17 protein-coding genes and 2 pseudogenes are annotated in these 25,206 nt (G+C 65.0%); 10 read left to right on the top strand and 9 right to left on the bottom strand.

Translation table 11 applies throughout. The features are described from left to right. Positions 1-11 precede the first annotated feature (11 nt). The 5 genes from ABMY26_RS36030 (at position 12) to ABMY26_RS36010 (ending at position 6,322) form a co-directional block, all read left to right on the top strand. Complete coding sequence (locus tag ABMY26_RS36030) at positions 12-2,168, top strand: peptidase domain-containing ABC transporter (protein ID WP_372400542.1); 2,157 nt, start codon at positions 12-14, stop codon at positions 2,166-2,168. Between the two features lie 12 nt (positions 2,169-2,180). Continuing rightward, entirely contained in the window at positions 2,181-2,504 is a 324-nt protein-coding gene (locus ABMY26_RS36025) for a hypothetical protein (protein ID WP_372400541.1), read from the top strand. After that, entirely contained in the window at positions 2,432-3,598 is a 1,167-nt protein-coding gene (locus ABMY26_RS36020) for an HlyD family type I secretion periplasmic adaptor subunit (protein ID WP_372400730.1), read from the top strand. The genes ABMY26_RS36025 and ABMY26_RS36020 overlap by 73 nt, the downstream gene beginning before the upstream one ends. Before the next feature lie 2 nt (positions 3,599-3,600). After that, positions 3,601-4,950, top strand: a complete 1,350-nt coding sequence (locus ABMY26_RS36015) for a hypothetical protein (protein WP_372400540.1) — start codon at positions 3,601-3,603, stop codon at positions 4,948-4,950. A gap of 460 nt (positions 4,951-5,410) precedes the next feature. Further along, positions 5,411-6,322: a GDP-L-fucose synthase family protein gene (locus ABMY26_RS36010; protein ID WP_372400729.1), complete on the top strand. Its 912-nt coding sequence runs from the start codon at positions 5,411-5,413 to the stop codon at positions 6,320-6,322. 40 nt (positions 6,323-6,362) lie between these two features. Here ABMY26_RS36010 and ABMY26_RS36005 read toward each other — a convergent pair whose 3' ends face one another. From ABMY26_RS36005 to ABMY26_RS35995, 3 genes are all read right to left on the bottom strand, one after another. Beyond that, the gene (locus ABMY26_RS36005) at positions 6,363-6,665 is read right to left on the bottom strand and encodes a hypothetical protein (protein ID WP_372400539.1); all 303 of its coding nucleotides are present in this window, start codon (positions 6,663-6,665) and stop codon (positions 6,363-6,365) included. A gap of 29 nt (positions 6,666-6,694) precedes the next feature. Further along, positions 6,695-7,561: a hypothetical protein gene (locus ABMY26_RS36000; protein ID WP_372400538.1), complete on the bottom strand. Its 867-nt coding sequence runs from the start codon at positions 7,559-7,561 to the stop codon at positions 6,695-6,697. 119 nt (positions 7,562-7,680) lie between these two features. Continuing rightward, entirely contained in the window at positions 7,681-7,986 is a 306-nt protein-coding gene (locus ABMY26_RS35995) for a hypothetical protein (protein ID WP_372400537.1), read from the bottom strand. Between the two features lie 690 nt (positions 7,987-8,676). Between ABMY26_RS35995 and ABMY26_RS35990 the strand changes: the two are divergent. The 4 genes and pseudogenes from ABMY26_RS35990 to ABMY26_RS35975 all read left to right on the top strand — a co-directional run. Then, a pseudogene (locus tag ABMY26_RS35990) lies at positions 8,677-8,865 on the top strand (sugar phosphate nucleotidyltransferase); the annotation flags it as partial. Between the two features lie 43 nt (positions 8,866-8,908). Beyond that, positions 8,909-9,169: pseudogene (locus tag ABMY26_RS35985) on the top strand (hypothetical protein); the annotation flags it as partial. Positions 9,170-9,187: 18 nt separating this feature from the next. Next, on the top strand, positions 9,188-10,429 hold the full coding sequence (locus tag ABMY26_RS35980; protein ID WP_372400535.1) for a class I SAM-dependent methyltransferase: 1,242 nt from the start codon (positions 9,188-9,190) through the stop codon (positions 10,427-10,429). Between the two features lie 408 nt (positions 10,430-10,837). Then, on the top strand, positions 10,838-12,832 hold the full coding sequence (locus ABMY26_RS35975; protein WP_372400534.1) for a glycosyltransferase: 1,995 nt from the start codon (positions 10,838-10,840) through the stop codon (positions 12,830-12,832). 24 nt (positions 12,833-12,856) lie between these two features. Here the strand turns inward: ABMY26_RS35975 and ABMY26_RS35970 are convergent, their stop codons facing one another. From ABMY26_RS35970 to ABMY26_RS35945, 6 genes are all read right to left on the bottom strand, one after another. Then, on the bottom strand, positions 12,857-13,867 hold the full coding sequence (locus ABMY26_RS35970) for a hypothetical protein (RefSeq protein ID WP_372400533.1): 1,011 nt from the start codon (positions 13,865-13,867) through the stop codon (positions 12,857-12,859). Next, on the bottom strand, positions 13,813-14,880 hold the full coding sequence (locus ABMY26_RS35965) for a hypothetical protein (RefSeq protein ID WP_372400532.1): 1,068 nt from the start codon (positions 14,878-14,880) through the stop codon (positions 13,813-13,815). Before ABMY26_RS35965 ends, ABMY26_RS35970 begins: the two co-directional genes overlap by 55 nt. An 84-nt stretch (positions 14,881-14,964) precedes the next feature. After that, a complete protein-coding gene (locus tag ABMY26_RS35960) occupies positions 14,965-17,289 on the bottom strand; it encodes a hypothetical protein (protein ID WP_372400531.1) in 2,325 nt (774 codons plus the stop codon). A gap of 198 nt (positions 17,290-17,487) precedes the next feature. Next, positions 17,488-21,021 (bottom strand): glycosyltransferase, encoded by a 3,534-nt coding sequence (locus ABMY26_RS35955; RefSeq protein ID WP_372400530.1) that lies wholly within the window; start codon positions 21,019-21,021, stop codon positions 17,488-17,490. Next, positions 21,018-21,710 carry a hypothetical protein gene (locus ABMY26_RS35950; protein ID WP_372400529.1) on the bottom strand — a complete coding sequence of 231 codons (693 nt, stop codon included), beginning with the start codon at positions 21,708-21,710 and terminating at the stop codon, positions 21,018-21,020. Before ABMY26_RS35950 ends, ABMY26_RS35955 begins: the two co-directional genes overlap by 4 nt. Next, entirely contained in the window at positions 21,617-23,287 is a 1,671-nt protein-coding gene (locus ABMY26_RS35945; protein WP_372400527.1) for a hypothetical protein, read from the bottom strand. The genes ABMY26_RS35950 and ABMY26_RS35945 overlap by 94 nt, the downstream gene beginning before the upstream one ends. 627 nt (positions 23,288-23,914) lie before the next feature. Here ABMY26_RS35945 and ABMY26_RS35940 point away from each other — a divergent pair. Beyond that, positions 23,915-25,156: a class I SAM-dependent methyltransferase gene (locus ABMY26_RS35940; protein WP_372400727.1), complete on the top strand. Its 1,242-nt coding sequence runs from the start codon at positions 23,915-23,917 to the stop codon at positions 25,154-25,156. Positions 25,157-25,206 lie beyond the last annotated feature (50 nt).

The raw sequence follows: 25,206 nt of genomic DNA, 5'->3' as shown, positions 1-25,206 counted from the left end.
CGGCGGATCCCATGACCCTCGCTGCCGAAGTTCCGTGCGCCCACACCGGGCTGCACTCCCTGGCCGCCGTTGCGCGTCAGCGTGGCCTCGACGTCTCGGCCGAGCGGCTTCAGCACAGCAACGTGATCGGGAACGAGGAGCTGGACACCGCGCGCCTCCTGCGCGTTGCGAAGTCGATCGGCCTGAAGGCCGAGGCGACGACGCTGGAGTGGGAGGATTTGGGCAAGCTGCAGGACGCCTTCCCCGCCATCCTGCGCCTGCGCAACGGCAACTCGATGGTGGTCGTCGGCTTCGGCAAGCAGGGCAATACCGACGTCGCCATCCTGCAGGATCCGCTGGCCGGCCAGGAAACCATCCTGCCGGTCGACCGCATCCGGCTGAGCCAGGCCTGGGCCGGCGAGATCGTGCTGCTGAAGCGCGACTACGGCCTGACCGACGTCGAGCAGCCCTTCGGCCTGAAGTGGTTCCTGGTGGAGATCCTGCGCGATAAGCGCATCTTCCGCGACATCGGCATCGCGGCGATCCTGATGAGCCTGTTTGCGCTCGCCGTGCCGATCTTCTTCCAGCTGGTGATCGACCGGGTTCTGGTCCACCGCAGCCTGGGCACGCTCGGCGTGCTGATGATCGGGATGGTCGGCGTCATCCTGTTCGAAACGGCCTTCTCGTATCTGCGCCAGTACCTGATGCTCTACGCGACGAAGAAGATCGACGCGAAGATGAACGTCCAGGTCTTCAACAAGCTCGTCGGCCTGCCGATGCATTATTTCGAGCGGGTATCGTCCGGCGAGATCGTCAAGAACGTCCAGCAGGCCGAGCGCATCCGTAACTTCCTGACCGGCCAGCTCTTCATGACGCTGCTGGACACGGTGTCGCTGGTCATCTTCCTGCCGATCATGTTCATGTACAGCGTGCCGCTGACCGCCCTGGTCCTGGCCTTCTCGCTGCTGATGGCGATCAACATCGGCATCATGATCCCGCTGATCAAAGGCCGGCTGAAGGATTTGTACCAGGCGGAGATCCGCCAGCAGTCCTTCCTGATCGAGAACATCCACGGCATGCGCACGGTGAAGTCGCTGGCGCTCGACTGCCGCCAGAAGCAGGAGTGGGACCACCGCGTCGCCCGCGCCGCCGAACAACGTTTCGACGTCGGCCGCATCATGATCATCGGCCAGACGGTCGCCATGCCGCTGAACCAGCTGATGATGGCCTGCCTGCTCGGTCTCGGCACCTATCTGGCGCTGAACGGCGAGCTGATGATGGGCGCGCTGATCGCCTTCTACATCCTGGCCGGCCGCGTCACCCAGCCGCTGCTGCAGATGGCCCAGCTGGTGCAGCAGTTCCAGGAGGTGTCGATCTCGGTCCAGATGCTGGGCACGATCATGAACCACCCGCCGGAAGAGGGCCGCACCGGCCGCGGCCTGCGCACGCCGCTGCGCGGCACGGTGGAGTTCCAGGACGTGCGCTTCCGTTATGCCCCCTCATCCCCGCCGGCGCTCGACGGCGTGTCCTTCACCGCGGCCGAGGGCATCATCCTCGGCGTCATGGGCCGCAGCGGCTCGGGCAAGACCACGGTGACCCGGCTGCTGCAGGGGCTGCACCGGGCGCAGGAAGGGCTGATCCGCATCGACGGCCGGGACTTGCGCGAATACGATCTCGACCATCTGCGCGCCTCGATCGGCGTGGTCCTGCAGGACAATTTCCTGTTCACCGGCACCATCCGCGAGAACGTCTCCGCCGCCAAGCCGGGGGCGACGACCGAGGAGATCCTGAAGGTGATCCATCTGGCCGGCGCCGACGAGTTCGTCGAGCGGATGCCCAAGGGTCTGGACACCATGCTGGAGGAAGGGTCGTCGAACCTGTCGGGCGGGCAGCGCCAGCGTCTGGCCATTGCCCGCGCCCTGCTGACCAACCCGAAGATCCTGATCATGGACGAGGCGACCTCGGCGCTCGACGCCGAGAGCGAGGCGATCGTCCAGGCCAATCTGATGAACATCGCCCGTGGCCGCACCGTGATCATCATCTCGCACCGCCTGTCGTCGCTGGTGCCGTCCGATGTCATCCTGGTGATGGATCGCGGCAAGGTGGTCGACAGCGGCCGCCATGACGAGCTGCTGGGGCGCTGCGACATCTACCAGCATCTCTGGCACCAGCAGAACCGGCACATCTAGGAGCGCGTCCCCTTGACCGCACAGAAGCTCGCGACCATCCAGACGACGCGCGTCCCTGCGAACGATGTTGCGCGGGAGGGACCGGTTCCGCCGCTCGACAAGCGTGCCAAGGCGCGCGGCAAGGCGGCGGTCGGTGCCTTCCAGAAGGATACGGAGGCGATCCAGAACGCCCCCGACCCCTTCCTGGCGCGCATCACGCTGCATCTGCTGGCGCTGTTCGTCATCGGGATGATCGCCGGGCCACCTTCTCCTACCTCGACAAGATCGTCGCCTCCCAGGGCAAGATCATCTCGACCGAAGCCAACATCATGGTCCAGCCGCTGGAAATGGCGGTGATCAAGAAGATTCTGGTCCATGCGGGCGACGTCGTGCGCAAGGGCGACGTGCTGGCCACGCTGGATCCGACCTTCACCCAGGCCGACGTCCTGCAGCTGGAATCCCGCCTCGCCAACGCCGATGCGCAGATCGCCCGGCTGGAGGCCGAGCATGACGGCAAGCCCTTCGTGGCCGGCAACGACCGCTATGGCTTCAGCACGCTGCAGCAGGCGCTGTGGCGAGAGCGGCAGGCCCAGTACCAGTCGCAGATGCAGAATTACGAGGAGAAGCTCGCCCGCCTGCAGTCCAACGTCTCCAAATACGAGATGGACCGCCTGCATCTGAACGAGCGGCTGAAGGTGGTGCGCGAGATCGAAACCATGCGGTCCACGCTGCTGGCCTCCCAGGTCGGCAGCAGGCTGAACCTGCTGCAGGCTACCAGCGACCGCATCGACATCGAGCGCAACCTCGTCCTCAACCAGAACGAACTGCAGGGCAACCGCCACGATCTGCAGGCCCTGTTGGCCGAGCGCGACGTCTTCATCCAGCAGTGGAACGGCAAGGTCATCGAGGAACTGACCACCCAGAGCAACGAGCGCGAGGCCCTGCGCGAGCAGTTGACCAAGGCGCGCAAGCGCCAGTCTCTGGTCCAGCTCGACGCCCCGGTCGACGCCATCGTGCTGGAGGTCTCGCCCAAGGCGGCCCCCGGATCGGTCGCCAAGGAGGCCGAGGCGCTGTTCACCTTGGTGCCGGTCGGCGCGCCCCTGGAGGTCGAGGCCAACATCGATGCCCGCGACCTTGCCTTCGTCCAGGTCGGCGACAAGGTGCGCGTGAAGCTCGACGCCTATCCCTATCTCCAGCACGGCTCGCTGGAAGCCGAGGTATCGACGATCAGCGAGGACTCCTTCTCCAACAAGGACGATCCGGCCAAGGCGCTCTACTATCGGGCGCGGGTCAAGCTGCTGACGACGACGCTGGACAATGTCCCATCCAACTTCCGCCTGATTCCCGGCATGCCGGTGACGGCCGACATCAAGGTCGGCGAACGCCGCATCATCACCTATTTCCTCCGCCCCATCCTGCGCGGGGTCGACGAAAGCCTGCGGGAGCCCTGATCTTGTTCGGCAAGCTGCTGAAGCGCAACAAAAGCACCTCTTCTCGCAAGCCGGACTTCAAGCGCGGTCTCGCCGCCTTCGAAGCGGAGGACCATGCCGGCGCGGTCGCCGACTGGCTGCCGCTGGCCGAGCGTGGCGATGCCGAGGCGCAGTACCGCATGGGTCAGCTCTATGCCCGCGGCCTGGGCGTGGTGCGCGATTTCGGCGACGCCGCCCACTGGTTCCGCAAGGCGGCCGAGCAGGGCCACACCGAGGCGCAGTTCTCCCTCGCCCTGTGCTACGCCAACGGCGAGGGTGCGGCGCAGGATACCGCCCTGCCGGTGCGCTGGTACAAGACCGTGGCCAAGACCAACCCGGCCGCGGCCGAGGCCAATCTGGCCCTTCTCTATCCCAACGGGCTGGGCATTGGGCCCGACATCGTCCAGGCCGTGCACTGGTACCGGCTGGCGGCCGAAGGCGGCCATGCCGAGGCGCAGCACCACATGGGCCTGCTGCATGCCTTCGGCCAAGGCGTGCCCCAGGACCATGCCGCCGCCGCCGACTGGTACCGCCGGTCGGCCGAGGGCGGCTATGCCGTGGCCCAGCATGCGCTCGCCTCGTTCTACGCCAACGGCCAGGGAGTGGAGCGCGACCTGGAGCAGGCGATGGCCTGGTACGGCCGCGCCGCCGCGCAGGGCTTCGCCAACTCCCAGTTGGCGCTCGCCATCATGCATGAGCAGGGCAGCGCAGGGGAGGCCGACCCGGCCCGTGCGGCCGAGTTCTACCGGCAGGCGGCCGAGCAGGGCCATCCGGTGGCCCAGGTCAATCTCGGCCTTCTCTATGCCCGCGGCCACGGGGTGCCGAAGGATTACCGCGAAACCCTGAAATGGTGCCGCCTGTCGGCGGAGAAGGGCAATGTCAACGCTCAGTTCAACCTGGGTCTGATCCATTCCAACGGGCTGGCCGGCGCCACCGACTACATCGAAGCGGCGGTCTGGTACCGCAAGGCCGCGGCGCAGGGCAATGTCGGTGCCCAGGTCAATCTGGGTCTGATGCTGGCGCATGGCTGGGGCGGACGGCCCGACCTGCTCGAAGGGGTGGACTGGCTGCGCAAGGCCGCGGCGCAGGGCCATGCCGGCGCCATGACCAACCTGGGCGCGCTGTACGCCAGCCATGACAGCAAGGCCTACAACCCGATCCAGGCCTATGTTTGGTACATCATGGCCGCCGCCGCCCAATCCGGTCCCGAGCGTGACGGTTTGGAGGCCAAGGCCCATGAGATCGGCGCCAACCTCAGCAGCGAAGACCGGCGCAAGGCGCAGGTCATCATGGAAGACTGGAAGAAGCATCCCAAGCTGGTGGCGACGGTCTGATACCGGCGGCGCCGGTCATTGACCTGTGTCGCTGGAGGGCCGCGACTGCGGCTCTTCGGGCACATGTCCGCCCCGGCGATTAGCGTTTCGTGCGTTTAATCCGAAACGCACGAAACGCCAGCTTTATGTTTGGCGATCGGATTCACGCATTCAAATCGATGCCGATTTTACGCGATCCGGTATCACTCCGCGGGATTGCTCGGTGGATCACTTGGCGCAATCATCATGCGCTGGACTCATGCCTCCTGTGAGGTGGCTGTTGCCGGGCGGAGGGGTGATGTGTCGGGGCCGGCCTGCCATATCGGGGTTGTCCCCCAGAACGGCTATGCAGGCTGGACCGGTGGCGTGCCCAATGTTAGGAAGCGGCAGCAAGGTATGAAAAGCGAGATCCGGCGTGAGCACTGAGTCCCTCCTGTTCCCTCTGCGCGGCAAGCGCGTCTGGGTGGCTGGCCACCGCGGCATGGCCGGGTCGGCCATCGTGCGCCGGCTGCGCCAAGAGGGATGCGACATTCTGACCGTCGGCCGCGATGTGATGGATTTGCGCCGTCAGGCCGAGGTGGAGGCGTGGATGGCCGAGGAGCGCCCCGACGCCATCTTCCTGGCCGCTGCGACAGTGGGCGGAATCCAGGCCAATAGCACCCGCCCGGCTGAGTTCCTCTACGACAACCTGACGATCGAGACCAACGTCGTCCACAGCGCCTACAGGTGCGGTGTGAAAAAGCTGGTTCTGCTCGGTTCCTCCTGTATTTACCCGCGGCTGGCGCCCCAGCCGATGAGCGAGGACCAACTCCTCACTGGACCGCTGGAGCCGACCAACGAATGGTATGCGATCGCCAAGATCGCCGGCATCAAGCTGTGCCAGGCCTACCGCCGCCAGTATGGCTGCGACTTCATCGCGGCGATGCCCACCAACCTCTATGGTCCCGGCGATAACTTCGACCTTCAGCAAGGCCATGTCGCGGCGGCGCTGATCGCCAAGATCGATCGCGCCACGGAAACCGGGGCCGACACGGTGGAACTGTGGGGGACCGGTGAGCCGCTGCGCGAATTCCTGTTCGTGGACGACCTTGCCGACGCGCTGGTCTTCCTGGCCGAACGCTATTCCGGCGAGGAGCACATCAATGTCGGCACCGGTGTCGAGGTCAGCATCCGCGGGCTGGCCGAATTGATTGCCGATGTTGCCGGCTGGACGGGCCGTTTCCAGTTCGATACCAGCAAGCCCAACGGTTCGCCGCGCAAGCTGATGGACAACAGCCGCATCGCCGCCATGGGCTGGACGGCTCCCACCAGTCTGCGCGACGGCTTCGGCCAGGCCTATCGCTGGTATGTGGAGAATTTGACGGCGGGGGCACTGCGCGGCATCGCCTCCTGATCCCAGGGGCGGGATGCAGCGCCGCCGGGGATTCCCGGCGTCACGCCGCTGTTGCGGGCTCCTGTGCCATCAGCCCTGCCAGCCGTTCCGCCAGGGCGTCCCGTTCGGCCAATGCGGCGTCCCGTTCAGCCAAGGCCGCGATCTGCAGGGGCGACAGGATTTCGGCCAGCGGGAAGCCGGTTGCCCCAGCCGCCGCGACCGGTTCGGCCGCACCGATGAATTCGCCGATGGGCATGCCGTCCTTGTCGAGGGTGATGTAGCGGAACTGCGCGTGCGCACCGGAGAGCCGGCCCTCGGTGTCCCAGCGGACAAGGAACTCGTAGGGCTGCTTGGTGGTCTGCATGATCGTGCTCCTCTTCAGGGTATGAGGGTTCAGGACACGGTGGCGCCGTCGGGCCATCGCCAGCCGGCTCCGTCGCTGACCGCCAGCCTTTTGCCGCCGCTCCCGTCGGATACGTAGATCAGGCCGCGGGCCGCCGCGGTCGGCAACGTGGCGACGGTGTAGCTGGGCAGCACCGGGACCGCGCCGAGGGCCAGGCGGCCGGCGCTGGTGCCGATCGCCGGGTCCCCCCCGCTGCTGCCGGTGACGGTGATGCAGCGGCTGGCACCGGACGCCACCACCACCCGCAGGCTTTCGTTCCCGATGCCTCCGCCGACGGTCACCATCGTCACCGACAACCCGGATCGCGCCACCTGGAACGCCGTGGCCGCCGCGTTGTACGCATCGGTCAAGGTCTGGATCGAGAATTGCCCGCCGTTGACGTTCAGGCGCCATAGCTTCTCGTTGTCCGCTCCCGCCTGGTTCTCGATATCCAGATTGGGGTTGCTCGATCCGATGATGCGCACCCGCTGATCGGCCGGGGCGAGGGCGATATATCCGTTGTTGGCGATGGACAGCCGGACCGCTCCCCCGGTGGCGAGTGCCACCGTGTCGGTGGCCGGAAAGAACAGGCCGGTGTCGCGGTCGCCGGACGGGGAAACGGCGGTGGACGCCGCGCTGCCGGACGGCACCGTGACGGCACCCGTGAAGACCGGGGCGGCGAGGGGCACCTTGGCGTTCAGCGCCGCCTGCAGCCCTTCTACATCGGCCATGGCATGCCCATGCCCGGCAGCGGCCAGCCCCTGGCGGATGGCGGCGACGGTCGTGCGCAGGGTGGCGGTGCCGTCATCGACCGGCAGGATTTCACTGCCGGACAGGGTGCCCGCGGTGGCGAGTTGATGAATGGCGATGTCGGACATGTGTCACCTTTCGACGAGACGATCCCCTGAGCGCGTCGTGAGCGCGTTCCCGGAGCGGGTGGCGAGCGCGCCGACGAAGCGCCGCGTCGCCGCGAGAAGACGACCGATGCGGGCGAGCATCACAGCATCTCCGACACATGCAGCGCGCCGTCGGTGGTGGCGCGGACGGCCGCCAGCGACTTTCCCGGAACCACCCGGAAATATTCTGGCGCTCCAGCGGGTAGATAGTGCCCGTCGGTGTTGGCGGACGGCGCTTGGCCGAGGGCGATGAAGCAATGTGCGGTGGCGACGACCCGGATCACCGTCGTGGTGGGGAGAAAGGGGACGGATGCGCGCGACGCGACGCCGAACGGCACCGTTTGTGCTGTGCCCGGCCGCAGTGCCTGGATGCGTTGGCCATAGTCGTCTGTGGGCAAGAGGGGCATGCCGCTTTTCTCCTGACTGTCCGGGGGGGCATGGGCAACCCGAAGGCGCATGCGAAACGCCCCGCCGCGGCGGGAGCCGGGCGGAGCGATGAAGGCGGTTCTTCGGTGTTTGTGTTTTGTTCTTATTCTTGCGCAGCGCGTGTTGTCAAGCGTGAGGCGGAAAAACGGCAAGGCAATCGCTTCAGGTTGGCAAGGCGTGGGAGGGCCGACCGCGGTTCTCCCGCCAGGTCCGGCTTCCTGGCATCGCCATGAACCTCGTCCGGAAACAAGCCGATGAACTCAGCCTCAAGATCCGGCGAAAGCGTGCGAACCGTGATCCCGATTGTCTCGAAAACTCATTCGGCAATCCGATCCGTAACCTGAAGTGATACCCCTGGGAAAATGGGATGCGCGGCGCCCCTTCCGCCGCGCACACGATCGAATTCAGACGATTTGTGCTTATATGCTTTTGAGTCTATACCTTTTGAGTCCGAGATCATGTGCCGCAGAGCGCGAATATGTTGTTGCCGAGGGATGATTATGGCATTAGAGGTAAATCGAAAGAGAATGTATGCGGTAGAGATTTGGCCTCCCGATGTCATGTTTCGCATGGCTTAGAGGGCGGTTTTGGCAACTGTTCGGGGTGGAAAATCTGGAGGACATGTCCTGTGGATGGGTCTACCGTGAGGCATTGCGAACGCCGGAATTTTTATGGGCGTCCGGGCCTCGCTGCATCGGCGCCTGCAGGTGGAAACGCTGGGATTGGCCGAGGACAGCACAATCATGAAGACCATCCCCGTTGCCGCCACGGTGATCCCGGTCATTTTGTCGGATGGATCGGGAGGCCGCCTTTGGCCCCTGTCCCGCGCGCTTTATCCCGAGCAGCTCCTGCCCCTGCCAAGCGATCTGAAGATGATCGAGGAAACCGCGCGGCGTGTCGTCGGGGAGCGGTTCGCGCGTCCAGGGCAAGCGGATCACAGTCAAGCCCGGCGAGACGCTGCCGCTGCAGATGCACCATCACCGTGCCGAGCATTGGATTGTGGTCGAAGGCGTCGTGCTGGTGACGATCGAGGCCCAGTCCGGCGGTTGTCTGGGTGAATATGACATCATCCGCTTCGAAGCGGTACGGACGAGGCCTTCAGCCATCGTGACGTTTTTTTTGAGTGGTCTTGAGATTTTTGGCAGGCTGCGCAGCGCGCATTGACAACCGAAGGCGGCTTTTGTGGAAAACGTTGGATACAAGCGGATAGACAAGTGCCGGATCAGCGGAAGCGATCACCTTGTTTCGGTCCTGGACCTTGGGCGGCAGGAACTGACCGGCGTCTTCCCCCATTCCAAGAGCATTCCGGTCACGCGGGGGCCTCTGGAACTGGTGTGGTGCCCGGACAGCGGTCTGCTGCAACTGGCGCATTCCTATGACGCCGGGGAGATGTACGGCGAGAATTACGGCTACCGTTCTGGTCTTAACCAGTCGATGGTGCGCCACCTGACGCAGAAGATCCAGAACCTGGAGGCTTTTGCCGGGGTTTCGGCTGGCGACGTGGTTCTGGACATCGGCTCCAACGACGCGACCTCGCTCAAGGCCTACCGGACGGCCGGTCTGAAGCGGATCGGCATCGATCCGACCGGGCTGAAGTTCAAGGCCTTCTACCCCGAGGACATCACCCTGGTGGCTGACTTTTTCTCGGCCGAGGCGTTCCGGCGGGCAAGCGACCGGCCGGCGCGGGTGATCACCTCGATCGCCATGTTCTACGACCTTGACGATCCGATCCGCTTTGCCCGCGAGGTTCACGACGCTCTGGAGCCGAACGGGCTGTGGCACTTCGAGCAGAGCTACATGCCGTCGATGCTGCGCACGGTGTCGTACGACACGATCTGCCACGAGCATCTTGAATACTACTCGCTGGGAACGATCGAATACATCCTGCGCCAGGCGGACATGCGGGTGGTGGATGTGCAGATGAACGGCGTCAACGGCGGCAGCTTCGCGGTGACGGCGGCCAGGCGCGGCAATCCGATCCGGCGCAACGAGGCGGTGATCAACTGGCTGCTGGAGCAGGAAGAGCGGATGGGGCTGAACACCCCGGTCCCCTACCGTGACTTCGAGGCCCGGGTGTTCCGCCACCGGGCCGACCTGACGCGCCTGCTGCAGTCTCTGGCGGCGGACGGCAAGAAGGTGCTGGGCTATGGCGCCTCGACGAAGGGCAACGTGGTCCTCCAGTTCTGCGGCCTGACGGAGAAGGAACTGGTCGCCATCGCCGAGGTGAACCCGGACAAGTTCGGTGCCTACACACCCGGCACCCACATCCCGATCATCTCCGAAGTCGAAGCGCATGCCATGAAGCCGGACTATTTCCTGCTGCTGCCATGGCACTTCAAGGAAGGCGTCGTCCAGCGAGAGCAGGCATTCTTCGCACGAGGCGGCAAGATGATCATCCCATTCCCCGAAATCGAGATCATCTGAAAACCGGACGCTCCCGAAAAGCGTGCATGTCCTTATCGATGCGCGCTTTCTTCTTGCCAGGACATGAGGCCGTGTTCGGGCGGCTCATGGTCCGGTCCCCGCGCCGGCCGGTTGCGGACGCGCCGATGATTTTCCGTTCCCGCCGACCGTTGTCGGGGGCCTGCCGCCAACGGCCATGTCAGCAGGCCGTGTTGGGCGCGTTTCCGGCCCTTTCCCCTTTGTTCGTTGCCGAACAGATCATGAGCCTTCATGATCCCGGCCTGCAAGGGCAGGGATCGTCGAAAGAGCCGAGATCTCCTTGATGCTCCGTCAGAGGGTTTTATGCGTAGCTTTTCGACCAGGGATGCAGTGCTGTTCGATTTGACGTGGTTCTTGACCCACCCGTCCCGTGGCGGCGCCCAAAGAACCATGATCGAGTTGATGCACAACTGGCCGAAGGACAAAATCCTCGTTCCGGTGGCGGTCGACAAGAAATCCGACATGCACATGATTTCTTTCGATGTTCTGAAATTCATCGGAAAATTTTTCCAATGCACCGATGAGAGCGGAGACACGGAGATTTCACGGGAACTGGCGGCGTTCATCGACCATCCCCTGGAGGCGATTACGGAGAGCCAGTTCGATGCCTGCGACGGCATTCTTTTGCCTGGGCCGGCCTGCAGCGAGCATCACATCGAATTCTACGACAAGGCCTTATCGACAAGACCGGGCAAGCTGTACGCCATCTGCCATGCCCCCGATCCATCGTCTGGAATGGAAGGGGGGGATCGGTATTTCCATGTTCTGCAGTGTCTGGAAAACATTGCGTTCTCCTCACGCAAAGCACAAAGGGACTTTGAGCTGCGCCTTGCGGGGCGGAGCTTGCGGAATCCGATCGTCGTCGGCGGTGGTTCGGACGCATTCGAGGATTTGATCTGCACCCCGGACAACCGGCGGCCGGAGTTCGTGGTTGTCGGAACCGTCGCCACGCACAAGAACCATGTCCTTGTCCTCGATGTTTTCGAGGCGATGTGGGCCTCCGGTCTAGTGGTCCGCCTGACCTTCATCGGTCAAGCCGGCGCTGTCGGTCCGGAGGAGGCGGAGCGTCTGGATGCGCTGTGCCGCGATCAGCCTTTGTTCACATGGGAAAAACACGCCTCCGACGCGGAGCTGTGCGAAATCCTCCGATACGCAACGGCGCTGCTGTATGTGGGGGAAGGATTTGGCTTGCCGGTTCTCGAAGGCCTGCGCGCCGGCATCCCGGCAATCGTCTCCAGAAGCCTTCCCGCCCTGGAGTTCGCCCATGGCGGATTTCTGGCGATCGACGTCACTTTCGACACGCTGACCGCCGCCGTGCGGGCCTTTCTCGATCCCGAAGCTGTGGCGGCCAAGCGCCGGGAAATCGACCGGAGCCTGCTGCCGGGCTGGGACGAGGTCGCCCGCAAAACGGCCGGCTGGATTTACGGTTCCATGGAGGGTTCCGCACTGAACTCCCTGGCGGCGTCGCCCATAACCGGCTTCCAGGACCGTTTCGAAGCCGCGCGGGCAATCCACCGCATCGTCGATCAGGATGGCCCGGCCTTTATCGATGCCTGTTTCCTGGCACTGTTCGGGCGCAGGGCCCGTGGTTCCGAAATGGCCGGCTGGTCCAGGATTGGAGAGAAGGTCTCGCCGGACAAGCTCGACCTCTTTCTACTCATAGCTTCCGGCGAGGAGTTCATCCAGGTCCGTGGCGCCGAGGAACTTCAGAGATGGATATGCGGGGTCATCTTCTACCGGGCACATCCGGGTCTTCCCTACGATGCGGTGCCCGGCGGCCATCTTTCCCCGAACCATGCCGGAGAGGCGGCAAGCCAGCAGGGTTCAGTGGACCCGCTTCTTGATGAGTGTCTGCAGAAGTACCGGGCTCTGCTGAAGGCGGACATCGAGGACTTCGTGGAACTGTGTTTTCACCTCCTTCTGGACCGTCCCGCCGAAGAGAGCCTCAGGAAGGGCTATATGGACTGGCTCGTGCCCCGCCAGACTCCGGAGGCGCGGAAACTCATCATCAAGGAGATTGCGACATGTCCCTTCAACCGGGAGCGCAAGCCCGAGCCGTGGCTGGCATGCATGGAAGCCCTTGCCGAGATCGACGTGTTCGATCCGAAGCAGGTGTTCCTGCATAAGGAGCTTCAGACGAGGCTGCCGTCCCGCTCGCTCTTCAAGATGCTGATGTCGCTCGATGATGCGGCATTCATCCGTTTCGCCCTGCGCGTCGATTTCGGGCCGCGCGACGGAGAGGTCAAGCCGCTTGTGCTGGTGCCGGAGCATCCCATGGACCTTTCCGTCAAAGCAAAATATCTCCTCTATCTGGCGACGCTCGGCAAGGAGGCGCGCTTGACGAAGGGCATGAAGACCTGGCTTGGCCGGATTGCCTTTCCATGAAAGCCACATGTCCATGCGCCGGCATCATCCTTGCGGCGCATGGGCATGCAGGTCATGATCCGGCCAGCCGAAGCGTGGGCTGAGAGCAGCCTCCAGCCGCATCCTGAAGCGTCCGACGCTCCAGTCGTTGCAGAATGGAGCGAGGCCGGAAAGGTTTCCGTGGGCAATGGCGGCGAGGCTCCGCTCGCCAAGGGCGAGCGGCGATCCGGCGAAGCGCCGTCCGGCGCCGTCGACCGTCGTCGCCAGCGGCCGCTGGACGGACAGGGCAAGGTCCATGCAGCGGGCGAGGCGCTCGTCATGGTCCGTCCCATGGACGAAGACATTCACGCTGTTGGTGGCGAAGACGTCGCAGAGTGCGGCCTGTGACCCCGCTCGTGGCAGCAGGTCCAGTGTGATGCCAGCCGCCTTGGCAAGCGGGCGGACGCTGTCCAGGACCGCCTCGACCTGCCCCATCGCTGCCTCGTCGAGGATCGGCATCAGGGCGATCTCGCATGGCCCGAGACCGCATGCCACCTCGACGATCCGGCGGACGGTCCCGGGATCGGGCTCCGCCAGAACGCTGCCGACGCGCATCCGGTCGCCGGGGGGCAGTTTCACGTTGGTCAGGTCGGGCACCATGCGGCCAATGTAGCTCAGCGAACCGTTCCGGGGATCGGGCAGCCCGCCGGTGACCAGCACATGGTCCAGACCCCGGAGCAGCGGCCAGCCCGCCAACGCCTCGATCCGGTCGTGCCAGCAGCCGAACCGGTGCACGCCGACCACCGCCGACAGGATCCTGGCGAGCGCCTCGATGTTTCGGCAGAACCCGGCGTCGATGACGAGCGCGTCCAAATCCTGCTGGGCGCGCAGGATCGTGGCGAGTGTCGCCAAACGGGTGCAGCGCTCGTGCAGGAAGGTGAAACGGTCTGATTGGCGCATGAATTCGATGGCGTGCCCACCCAGCCCCTCCAGCGGCGACCCGTCGTCGCAGATGTCGAGCATCAGGATGCGGGGGCGGCGCAGGGCGGCGAGGGAGCGGGACAGCCTTCCGGACACGCGCAGGCCCGGCCCGCCGGGGGGTGGGGTGCCGGGAATGGGTTGCCGACGCTTCCGGGCTTCCGGTCGAGCAATCCATGATCGCCGAGGATGCTGCGGAAGGCAGTGATGTTGCGCTCCGGCGCCCAGTCGCGCCGCATGCGCTGGACCTCCGCTCCGGAGAGGGCAATGGATTTGCGCAGCGAGCGGTAGGGATATGGGGTGATGTAGCGGTGCAGGTGGCGGAACGTGTCGTTCGTCGATACTGCCAGCGGGCGTCCGGACGCCACCGCCTGATCGGTCGTCGCCGCCAGCCCCGGTTGGTTCCGGGTGTACATGAAGCAGTTGAGCGTGTTTCCCGCGCACCATTCCACCAACTCCTCCTTGGTGAAGAACCGGTGCGAAACGCGGACCTCGATGCCGGGCTTTGCCACGCTGTTGCAGAGGTCGCCCAGATATTCGGCGTAATTCCGGCCATGCAGGCCGAAAAAATAGTCGTCGGCGTAGGTTGCGGGGGGGATGTTGATGCGGATGACCGCGCGGTCGAACTCACGGTTGACCGCGTCGACGACGATCTCGAAGCCCTTGCCCGGCGTTCCGAAACCGAAGCTGCCGATGACGGGCAGCCCGGCCTCCACCGGCCGGGCCGATGGCGTCACGGCTTCCAGCGGACGCGGGAAGGGATGGACTGCGGGATCCGTATCGCCGATGGTGGGATCGAGCACGAGATAGCCGTCGAAATCCCCGCGCGGCGCGTGGACGAATGCGTCATCGCGGGCGACCTCGAGGACGATGCAGAACTTGAGGCCGCCCAGCAGGCGCAGCCGGCCGGAATCCAGCAGGGCCGCCCCCCGCATTGTCAGGTGATGGTAGTTGAAGACCCAGAAATCATAGGCCTCGGCGGGCTTCGGCTGCAGGCCGGCCCCCGGCTTCGCCTCCAGCCTGAGGTCATGGAGCGCCGCGACGTCGAGTTGATCGATCTCCGCATAGTCGAGCGTCCAGTCGGAGCCTTGGGCAAGCGCCCGGTACACCATCAGGCCGATTTATAAATGCTGCAATTCGCCTTTTCCGTATTCACGAAGAGGCCGGTCGGCTTGCGTCGCGTCATCGCCATGCCCTCAACCCGCATCGGTCCGGCCGCCGTCCGGTGGACGCATGGCCTGGAGAAGCCGGGCTACGCCGTCTCCGTGCGGCGGAACCGATTGGTCGCTTTCCGGCCATATGGGATCGGGGGATGCTCCGGGTGCCGCCCGGAGCGCGGCCAGGAGAGCGTCCGCCAGCATGTCGATGTCTCCGCCCGCAATGCCCAGCCCGACGGTCCGGATACCGGCTGCCGCCTTCCGATGGCCCGGTGCTTCAGACGATCCTGCAAAGCCCCCCGCGCCCTGCCTGGAGCCGATGCACAGTGCGGCGGCCTTTTCGAACAGCAGGCGCTCCAGCCGGTTATCGGCCACGGACAGCCACAGAACGCTTCCCTCCACCCCCAGCCGCGCCGCCACCTGTCTTGCCTCGGCCTCGACCGCCGGCGACGAAGCCCCGACCAGCAGGCGGGCGGTGGGGTGCGTTTCGAGAAGAAGGCTGAAGGCAGCCAGCAGCAGGGCCTGCTCGTCGAGGTTGGAGCCGCTGGTCGGCGCATACAGGAAGGGTGCCGTGCCGGAAATCTGCTCCAGGAAACCATCCAGGGGAGAATCGGCCCCGCACAGCGGCACCCAGGCAACCCGTGCCGGCGGCAGGTCGAGCTGGTGGGCGAGCCAGTCCACCATGCCCCGCGCATCGGTCAACAGCAGGATGGCCCGACGGGCGAGAAGGGCGGTCTGCAGCCTGACGGCCGGGGAGGCCGTCGCGGCGGAAAGGGTGGCGATGGCTTGTGGCAGGAACAGGATCGAGGGCTTGGAGAGCGATACGGCTTCGGGGAACAGCCCCGCCCCCGGCACCACGACGGCGGCAACCTCCGGATCGTCGACGAGCCGCTGCAGGCAGCGCAGGCGGAACAGGGCGTCGGTGAGCCGTTCCGTCGCCGGCGTCGTGCCGGGATCGATCCCGACGACGGTCTCCAGCATCAGGGCCACCGCGTCCGTCCGGTCTTCCACGGCATCCTGTCTACCATCGAGCTGCTCATGGTCGATGGCATGGAAGGCCAGCCGCCCCTCGGCCACTGCTCCGCTGTACCGGTCGCAGAGCGTCGGCAGGTCGCTGGCATAGCTGGTCAGGATCAGGCGGCAGGAGGTTTCCGCCAGAAGTGTGTCGACCAGCAGGCGGAGCTGTTCCCGCACCTGATCCGCATGGGGGACTTCCGCCCAGAAGCCGGTGCCGGAGGGGTGAAGATGACCCAGGCACGCGATGACCGGCTCGCCGGCTGCGCCGAAGCGGTCCGCTGCCGACACGTCCCCGGCACGGATGCTCAACGGCGGAACCGGCGACGGCGGAGCGCTGTCGAGCAGCGCCTGCATCACCTCGTCGAACCGTGGGTTGACATGGTCCGGGTCGTAGAGCTTGCGAACCTCGGTCTGCGAGGCAAGGATCTCGTGGACGAAGGGCGCATCCCCCTGACATAGCCACTGCATCTTAGTGCGGGTCTCGTCGGGGGTCTTGCCCAGGCCCGGCGTGTCGCAGCCGAAGAAACGGTGCAGGAGTGAGCCCGGCGCGAACAGGACCGGCCCGCCCACCGTCATCATTTCGATCGGCGGCAGATAGCAGACGTTCCTGTCCCGGTAGGAGTAGAAATAGCCGGCCGCCTGCTGGAAATGGCGGATCAGCATCGCGCGGTCCAGACTTCCCACCACCCGCGGGTCGCCGACATCGGCGCGCTGAACCCCGTAGATCCGGATGAAAGGGTCCGGATAGACGGCGTTCAAGTGCTGGTACATCTTGTTGAAGAACGGGTTGTGGATGTTGGGGACGCTGACCATGATGGTCCGGCTGTGCCCGTGCGAAAGCCAGGTGTCGCGATGCTTGAAGGTGTCGAGCGGCAGGGAATAGGGAACGCTCGATACGCACCGCGCACGGAACCACGGGGCTTCGTCCTCCACCACCTGGTCGCAGAACGGAACGATGTGGAAGTTCGGGTGGCTGACCAGCCGTGCCCACAGCTTCCGGTCGACGATGTCCGACGACAGGTGGCCGTGCTGTCCGTAGATGCGGTAGATGATCGGGCCGTGGAAATGCCGCAGGACCGGCTCCAGCCAGACCGGCGTGATCGTGACGATGATCACGTCGAAATAGGTGTTCAGGATATCGACGATCTTCGGAGAAAAATCGGCATAGAAGAAATTCGTCGTCGACAGGATCCTGAAGACCTCCTCCGGCAGGGTGGTCGGCTGTTCGGCGTCCCAGTCGAGATTGGCCGACTGATCGTAGACCGGTGCGATGTAGGGTGGGTTGAAGACCTCATAGCCGAGCTCCCGCAGGCGCGGCAGCTCGGTCCTGGTCAGAACGACGTGCATTCCCAACCAGAAGATCCGTTTCCTTGCCGGTGCCTTACCCTGCGCCCACATGACCGCTCCTCAATCCGGGCGCTCCTGCCGGGGCGCCCTCAGTCTTTTCAGCATATCCGTGGCCAGTGCGGCGGCCGTCCCGACTTTAGGCTTCTGATTTTCCGTGTGAGACACGGTTCACGCGATTCCGCTTGAACCGATCACGCTCTAGGGTGAGGCAGCAAGTCCCAGCAGCGCTTCCGTGCGGTGCGGTTCCGTCAGCAGCGCCGCGATCACGAGGACCAGGCGTGACTGGGCGAACGGGCCGGCGAAGCTGGCACATTCGGACGACCGGCAGAGATGCTGCGCCACCATCAGCCAGCCGGCCCTGGGTTCGTCGCGCATCACCGCGGCGTAACCGTTCCGTCCGTCGGAATTGGCCGGACGGCCGAGCACCGCCAGATAACAGGCGTCGACATAGGCGTTCGTGCCGCCGGCCTGGGCCTGGTGAAGCCGTCGGGCGATGGCGACGGCGAGCGCATCGACGAGTTCGACGAAGGTCGCGTTCGGCCCGCTTTCCGCCCCGGGAGATGCCGCAGGGGTAAGGCGCCCAAGGATTTGGAGCATCGCGGTTTCCCGGGGCATGCCGAGCGACAGGCGGTAGGCCAGGGCGCTGCGGGCGGCTGGTTCGGCCCGCCGGCCGGCAAGCGTTTCGTGCAGCCGGGTGACGAAGTCCGCCTCGCCCATGGCCAGCAGCGAGGAGACGCGCCTGACCAGGGATGGCCGCGAGATGAGGCGGTCGGCCAGCAGTGGGCGGATCCGGTCTATGCAGTCGGCGGAAAAGACCGCCGTGCAGTCGTCGGAGGCGAGGCTGGCGCACACAAGCGCGCGCCAGCCGCCCGCCCCGCCGGAAACCGGCCATGCGGCCTTTTCTTCCGGAGTGGGAAGCCGTCCGCGGAACTGGAGGAAGCAGGTCTCGGTGAACCCCTCCCCGTCCAGCATGCGCAGGCCATTCCGGCAGTGTTCGAGAAGCCGCGTCCCCAGGAGCCGCTGGACGGTGGCCGGCTCGTCCGGATCGGGCAGGAGGCGGGCGCGGAAGTCGATGCCCGCCATCACTTCGGCGATCAGCCGTTCCCGCGACACCCCCAGGGCAAGCCGGACATTCAGGGCGTCGATCTCGTCGACCCGGCCCGCCCGGCCCAGAAGCCGCTTGTGGAACAGGGCGGTGAATTGCCCGTCGGGTGCCTCCAGCAGGCGTTCGACGCTGCGCATCAGCGGGGCGGTCAGGAAGGCGTTGTGGCGCGGATTGGCGTCGATCACGGCCGCCGCCATGTCGCCATAGGTCTGCCGGGCCTCCGGTGAGCGCATCAGACCTTCGATGACCTGGAACGGGGAGTGACGGCGGTGAATGTCCAGATGATGCGCGGCGTCCATCTCGTCGGCGTGTCGCAGCAGGATGCTGGCGTGGCAGAGGGACACGAACGCCCCGGCGTCCACTCCGCCGTCGGTCCCGGTTTCTGCGGCGGCGTCCCGCAGCCTGATCAGGACGGACTTGGCCGCTGTCAGGCGCACAGCCTCCAGCGCGTCCGGGCCAAGCCCCATCCAGTGGGAGGCGATGAAGGCGAGCAGGGCCTCCCGACATGCCCCGGCCTCGCGCAGATCCCGCATGGCGGCCGACTGGTCGGCGGCGGGCTTGCGTCCCGTCAGGGCTTCGAAGACCTGTGCGGCGCCCGCCGTGTCGCGCAGGGCCGAGGCATCGGCAAAGCGCCGTTCGATGCCGGAGCCGCGCGGACGCAGGTCGCGCAGGGCCGGCGGGGCGACGGACGACAGCAGGAGCATGTCGTTGCAGACGGCCGGCGCCCTGCCCCATTCCGGATCGGACAGGACGATGGACGCTGCGCCATACAGCCCGATCCAGCGGTCCCAATCCGCCTCCAGGCTCACCGGACCGGTGAACAGGCCCTTTACCAGAGCCTGCCGGCGCGTGCCGGAAGAACTGCCGGTGAACAGGCAGAGGCTGCGCCACAGCGCCAGGTCCAGGGACTTCCCGGCCAGGACGCCGGCCAGGGCGGTGGGGAAATCCTCGGCGGGAAGTGTGTCGAGGCGGCTCAGCCGGTCGATCTCGGCCGGCAGGCGGTCGAGTTGCGGCGGCATCGCGCTGCGGTTGCCGGGAGCGTCGGCGATGACTGCGAGCAGGTCGTGATGGATGCGGTCCGCGCCGGGCCCGCCCGCCCGTCCCGATGTCAGGGCCAGGCAGGTCAGCAGGGTTCGGACGCCCGCCCGCCGGTCGCTCATGCCGGTTGCGACGCTGTGATGGACGAGGTCGGCAACCAGAAGCGGAGGCGAAGCGGAATTGAGATCGACCAGCCGGCGCAGCCGGCCCGAGCCGTACCAGCCCTCGAGGTCGAGGCTCAGGTCCAGCGCGGCCTTGGCGAAGGCGTTGGCGGTGCCGAACAGCAGGTCGCGGCAAGCCCGCAGCGATGCGGAGTGCAATCCGCCGGCCGCTATCGCCCCGAACCCCAGATCGTCGACGGGCTGGACCGGCGCCGATCGTTCCTCGATCCAGCCGTTCAGATCCTGTCCGAACTGCGTCCAGGTCTTGAGCGTCAGGTCGGCCAGTTCCACCTTCGTCGCATGATGGACCTCCCGGTCCAGCAGCGACAGCACCGCGGCTTTCAAGGCCGCCGCGTCATGGGGCGGAACGCGGATTTGTCCCCGCGGCGGGATGTCCGCCAGGGACGGGTAGTCGGACCGCACGATGGTCGGGACGCCGGCCTGGAGGCTTTCCAGCGGCCCCAGTCCGAATCCTTCGCCGTCGCTGACATAGACCGTGCCCCAGGATGAGGCCAGGGCGTCGCGGATGTCCGCGTCGCCCGGAGCCCGGACCCAGCGGAAGCGCTTGGGATCGCGCCCGTCCTCCTCCATCGCCTCGAAGAGGTCGTCGGAGGTGGCGCCATCCGGGTTGCCGAGGAAGGCGAGGGCAACGTCGGCGCCTTCGTCCCAGAGGGAGCGGAAAGTCCGGAGGACGAGCAGGTGCCCTTTGCGGTCCGTCACCGTGCCGACGACGGTGAACAGCGGGGTGCCCGGCCGATCGGCGGCCTGCTGCGCCGGAGTCAGCGGCAGCACCGTGCCGAAGGTGTCGCTGCCCAGAGTGACGATCCGGATGTTGTCTGTGTCGCGCCGTCCCATGACGGCGATAACCTGGTCCCGGGTGAAGGAGGAGATCGTCGCGATGTTTTCCACGCTCAGGCAGAAGCGGAAATACTCCATCGCGAAGGGCAGATGGTTCTTGAAGTGGTTGGGCTGCCCGATCGGGATGATGTCGTAGATGAGGAAGAAGACCCGTTCGCGCATCCGCCTGGTCAGGTGGGCGTAGAACTCGGCGCGGACGGTGTTGTAGAAGACCTCGATGTTGACCACCGCGCGTGCGGAGAGAAGGGTATCGCGGCCGACCCGGCAGAGGGGGCGGGCGGTCAGTTCCGCGATTCTGGCGCTGACCGTTCCAAAATCGTCCGCTGCGAAAAGCTCGTCGGCGAGCAGGTCGAGCAGGGCATGGTCGTGCACGACCACCATGCCGTCCGGTGCCACGGTGAAGGGTACGAGCCGACCGCGGTCGGACGCCGTCGCGATCATCTGGGCCAGCGTCCTCTGGATGCCGGTCCGGTGGAAGCTGCTGGTCGTTTCTGTCAGGTCGAGCCAGATCCGGCCGTAGAGCAGGGAGCCGATCAGATCGGCATCGAGGGCCGCCGCCGTCACTGTCATCGCGCCCGTGCCAGGTGAGAGAGAAGAGATTGGGTGTAGGCGGACGCCGTCCGCTCCCCGGCATAGGCCCGGAGCCGTTCGGCGCGGTCACCGATGGGGCCGGCCTCGATCGTACGCCTCAGGGCGAGGGCAACCTCAAGGGAACTCAGCATGTCGCTCACAGGCAGGACGGCGCCCTGCGGCGCGTCGGCGGATGCGGCGAGTTCGGCATTGGCGACGCTCGGCATGCCGGCGGCGATGCAGTCGACCAACCCCCCGGCGAACCGCCCGAAGGCAACCTTGCTGAGCTGCAGCCCGACATCCGCCGCGATCAGATACTGGCGTATCGTGTCCGGCGCCGGCGCATCGCCATGGCAGATGACCATCCCGGACAAGTGCAGGCGGTCCAGCATGTGCTGGATGAAGGGTTGGACACCCGGTTCGCAGGCGGCGGCGATGTGCCACTGGACCGGCACTCCCCAGTGCTGGAGCAGATGGACAGCCCAGAGGGTTTCCTCCAGCGCGGTCAGGTGCGAGGGAGGGGAGAAGCTGACGATCAGGGCGCAGCCGGGAGGGACGCCGAGCCGGGCGCGCGTCATCGCGATAAAGGCCGGCGTCAGTTCTTCCGCTTCCAGGCGCTGGGATGGCAGGGCTGAAAGGCCGGCGACCGGCCGATGCAGTTCGGCCGACAGGCGCCGGGCGACGTCCACGCCGTGCACCAGGATCCGGGGGGTGCCATCGGCGATCGGTTCCAGGAAGCTGCGGGAGACCGGCATGGAATGGTGTTCCCAGGCGTCGATGGTCGCAGCGTCGACCATCCGGCGGCAGACGCGGTCGATGAATGCGTCGAGTTTCGGCTTTTCCAGACGGCCGCGCCAGTAATCGAGCATATAGCCGTCCCGCAGCAGCAGGCTGGGGCGCACCGCCATGGCGAAGTCGACGACAAATCCGGCACTGTCGTGGCGCTCATCGCACAGAGCACCCGGCTGTGCCGGCCGAACGCCGTGTAGGCGGAGAAGGGGCGGATGCTGGTTGCCGGTCCCAGTCCGGCACGGCTCTCCCCGTCCGGGGTGTAGACGGTCAGCCGCACCGTGTCGGGCAGGCCTCGTTCGATGCCGCCGACCAGGGCGTCGATGGCCGGGTCGCTCCCCAGATAGGTCGCCAGTTCCAGTTCCCGAACCTCGGCGTCGGTCCCGGTGGGTTGGGCGGTTGGGCGCTGCAGGATGCGTTCGACCGTTTTCATCAGGACGGCCGGGGTCCGCTCCGCTGCGCCGGACCCCGTCATGGGAGTGGGGGGAGCGGACTGTGCGGTATTGAGCGCGGTACGCAGGCAGGCGGCCAGGACGGCTGCGTCGGCGAGGTCGGCGCTCTGGATGTCGGGGATCGGCATGTTCGGGCCGGCGATCTGCGTCTCCACCCACGGCCCCGGCGGTCCCTGGAGGATCAGGCGCCTGCCTCGGGCTGCCGCCTCGGCTGCGGCGACGAGATGGTCCGGGGTCGCCGCGGGCACGACCACCGCCGCAGCTTGGTCCAGCAGCCAGGCCCATTCTTCCGGTTCCGGGTTGGCGAGCCGGTGCGTTGTAACGTGGACAGGGGTGGCCGACGGTGCCTGCCTAGGCGTTTCCGGCAGCGAATCCCCGACGACGATGACGGCGACGATGGGCGTTCCGTGCCGGACCTCGATCTGGCCGATCGCGGAGAGGAAAGAGGCTTCGAAGGCTTGCGTCTCGTCGAAGCCAACGAGCAGTAGGATACGGCCTCCATCCAGTCCCGGCACCGGGCGGCCCGACATCCTTTCCACCGTGGATCGCGCGGTCATCGGTACCGGATGGACCGGAGGTATGGCCGGTCCGAGGATCCGGCGCAATTGGCTCTCCACCTCTCCAGCCGCGGGTTGGCCGGTTAGCAGGGCGTCATAGCGACGCAGCATCGTTATTCCGCTCAGCGTGGCATGGTAACCACCGCCCGCTTCACGCATGAGGTTCACGGGATCGATGTAGGCGATCGAAGCGGCTGCTTGGGCAAGAAAACCCCAGACCGTACCAGAAACAGGATCGAATGGGCATGGGTCGAAAACAAGAAACGGCCTGCCCGGGATGGGGCCGTCCTCAATCCTGCGCAAGGGGAAGGGAAAAGCGGATATCCCGGGCAGCCTGTCTTCCCCGACAATTCCGATGCACTCATAGATGTTCGAAAAAAATTCGATCAACATCTGCACGGAAAAACATAAACTTCCTAGATTAAATTCTGAACCATATCGAATATTAATTTTGATATAGCAGATCATTTTCCGACCTTTTTGGAAATTATCAAATTTATTACCAAAGATATACGAACAAGTCAACTTGTTGCCAGCTCTGGCCCAATCGCTTTCCGGGCGTCAGAAAGGATGCTCCCGACTTGATGCAGAAAGCACACCATCCTGTCTGGAAAATCAGTTAAGCAAACATTTCAAATGCTTCGTGAAGTGCGCCGTTGGCTCCAATTCCAGTATTTTATTGCATGCAGATGATTGCTTCGTTAGATGTGTGGAATAAGAGTAGATCGAAGTGGTCCTGATGCATTGCCTGACAAATGACACCTTCGATTGTTGCTTTCCATTCTCTTTCTTGAATAAATTAAAATGAAAAGATAAAGTAATTCCCAATTAATTTTTGGATAAAACAAAAATTTTCCCAGTATATTGAATTTATCTATTGACGAATCAGGCGTCCGGTTTGTGCGGGAACCCGGAATGACAGAAAAGTGCAGGCTGATCGATATGCTACGGAATGGCAGTCGCGCCAATGGTGCCGAGCTTTCCTGTGCGTTATCGGTAACAGGGAAGCCTTCAGCCATCGTGACGTTTTTTTTGAGTGGTCTTGAGATTTTTGGCAGGCTGCGCAGCGCGCATTGACAACCGAAGGCGGCTTTTGTGGAAAACGTTGGATACAAGCGGATAGACAAGTGCCGGATCAGCGGAAGCGATCACCTTGTTTCGGTCCTGGACCTTGGGCGGCAGGAACTGACCGGCGTCTTCCCCCATTCCAAGAGCATTCCGGTCACGCGGGGGCCTCTGGAACTGGTGTGGTGCCCGGACAGCGGTCTGCTGCAACTGGCGCATTCCTATGACGCCGGGGAGATGTACGGCGAGAATTACGGCTACCGTTCTGGTCTTAACCAGTCGATGGTGCGCCACCTGACGCAGAAGATCCAGAACCTGGAGGCTTTTGCCGGGGTTTCGGCTGGCGACGTGGTTCTGGACATCGGCTCCAACGACGCGACCTCGCTCAAGGCCTACCGGACGGCCGGTCTGAAGCGGATCGGCATCGATCCGACCGGGCTGAAGTTCAAGGCCTTCTACCCCGAGGACATCACCCTGGTGGCTGACTTTTTCTCGGCCGAGGCGTTCCGGCGGGCAAGCGACCGGCCGGCGCGGGTGATCACCTCGATCGCCATGTTCTACGACCTTGACGATCCGATCCGCTTTGCCCGCGAGGTTCACGACGCTCTGGAGCCGAACGGGCTGTGGCACTTCGAGCAGAGCTACATGCCGTCGATGCTGCGCACGGTGTCGTACGACACGATCTGCCACGAGCATCTTGAATACTACTCGCTGGGAACGATCGAATACATCCTGCGCCAGGCGGACATGCGGGTGGTGGATGTGCAGATGAACGGCGTCAACGGCGGCAGCTTCGCGGTGACGGCGGCCAGGCGCGGCAATCCGATCCGGCGCAACGAGGCGGTGATCAACTGGCTGCTGGAGCAGGAAGAGCGGATGGGGCTGAACACCCCGGTCCCCTACCGTGACTTCGAGGCCCGGGTGTTCCGCCACCGGGCCGACCTGACGCGCCTGCTGCAGTCTCTGGCGGCGGACGGCAAGAAGGTGCTGGGCTATGGCGCCTCGACGAAGGGCAACGTGGTCCTCCAGTTCTGCGGCCTGACGGAGAAGGAACTGGTCGCCATCGCCGAGGTGAACCCGGACAAGTTCGGTGCCTACACACCCGGCACCCACATCCCGATCATCTCCGAAGCCGAAGCGCATGCCATGAAGCCGGACTATTTCCTGCTGCTGCCATGGCACTTCAAGGAAGGCGTCGTCCAGCGAGAGCAGGCATTCTTCGCACGAGGCGGCAAGATGATCATCCCATTCCCCGAAATCGAGATCATCTGAAAACCGGACGCTCCCGAAAAGCGGTCTGGCGCGGACAGCCTGTCTGGTGC

The organism is Azospirillum sp. HJ39, assembly GCF_041507355.1.
Taxonomy (GTDB): domain Bacteria; phylum Pseudomonadota; class Alphaproteobacteria; order Azospirillales; family Azospirillaceae; genus Azospirillum; species Azospirillum thiophilum.
This window is presented reverse-complemented; position numbering and strand designations above follow the sequence as displayed.

Excerpts from the sequence above, each read along its gene's own strand:
- ABMY26_RS35945 (WP_372400527.1), bottom strand. The coding sequence starts at position 23,287 with ATGATCTGCTATATCAAAATTAATATTCGATATGGTTCAGAATTTAAT.
- ABMY26_RS35960 (WP_372400531.1), bottom strand. The coding sequence starts at position 17,289 with ATGCACGTCGTTCTGACCAGGACCGAGCTGCCGCGCCTGCGGGAGCTC.
- ABMY26_RS35995 (WP_372400537.1), bottom strand. The coding sequence starts at position 7,986 with ATGCCCCTCTTGCCCACAGACGACTATGGCCAACGCATCCAGGCACTG.
- ABMY26_RS36030 (WP_372400542.1), top strand. The coding sequence starts at position 12 with ATGACCCTCGCTGCCGAAGTTCCGTGCGCCCACACCGGGCTGCACTCC.
- ABMY26_RS35955 (WP_372400530.1), bottom strand. The coding sequence starts at position 21,021 with ATGACAGTGACGGCGGCGGCCCTCGATGCCGATCTGATCGGCTCCCTG.
- ABMY26_RS36005 (WP_372400539.1), bottom strand. The coding sequence starts at position 6,665 with ATGCAGACCACCAAGCAGCCCTACGAGTTCCTTGTCCGCTGGGACACC.
- ABMY26_RS36010 (WP_372400729.1), top strand. The coding sequence starts at position 5,411 with ATGGCCGGGTCGGCCATCGTGCGCCGGCTGCGCCAAGAGGGATGCGAC.
- ABMY26_RS35975 (WP_372400534.1), top strand. The coding sequence starts at position 10,838 with ATGATCGAGTTGATGCACAACTGGCCGAAGGACAAAATCCTCGTTCCG.
- ABMY26_RS35965 (WP_372400532.1), bottom strand. The coding sequence starts at position 14,880 with ATGGTGTACCGGGCGCTTGCCCAAGGCTCCGACTGGACGCTCGACTAT.
- ABMY26_RS36000 (WP_372400538.1), bottom strand. The coding sequence starts at position 7,561 with ATGTCCGACATCGCCATTCATCAACTCGCCACCGCGGGCACCCTGTCC.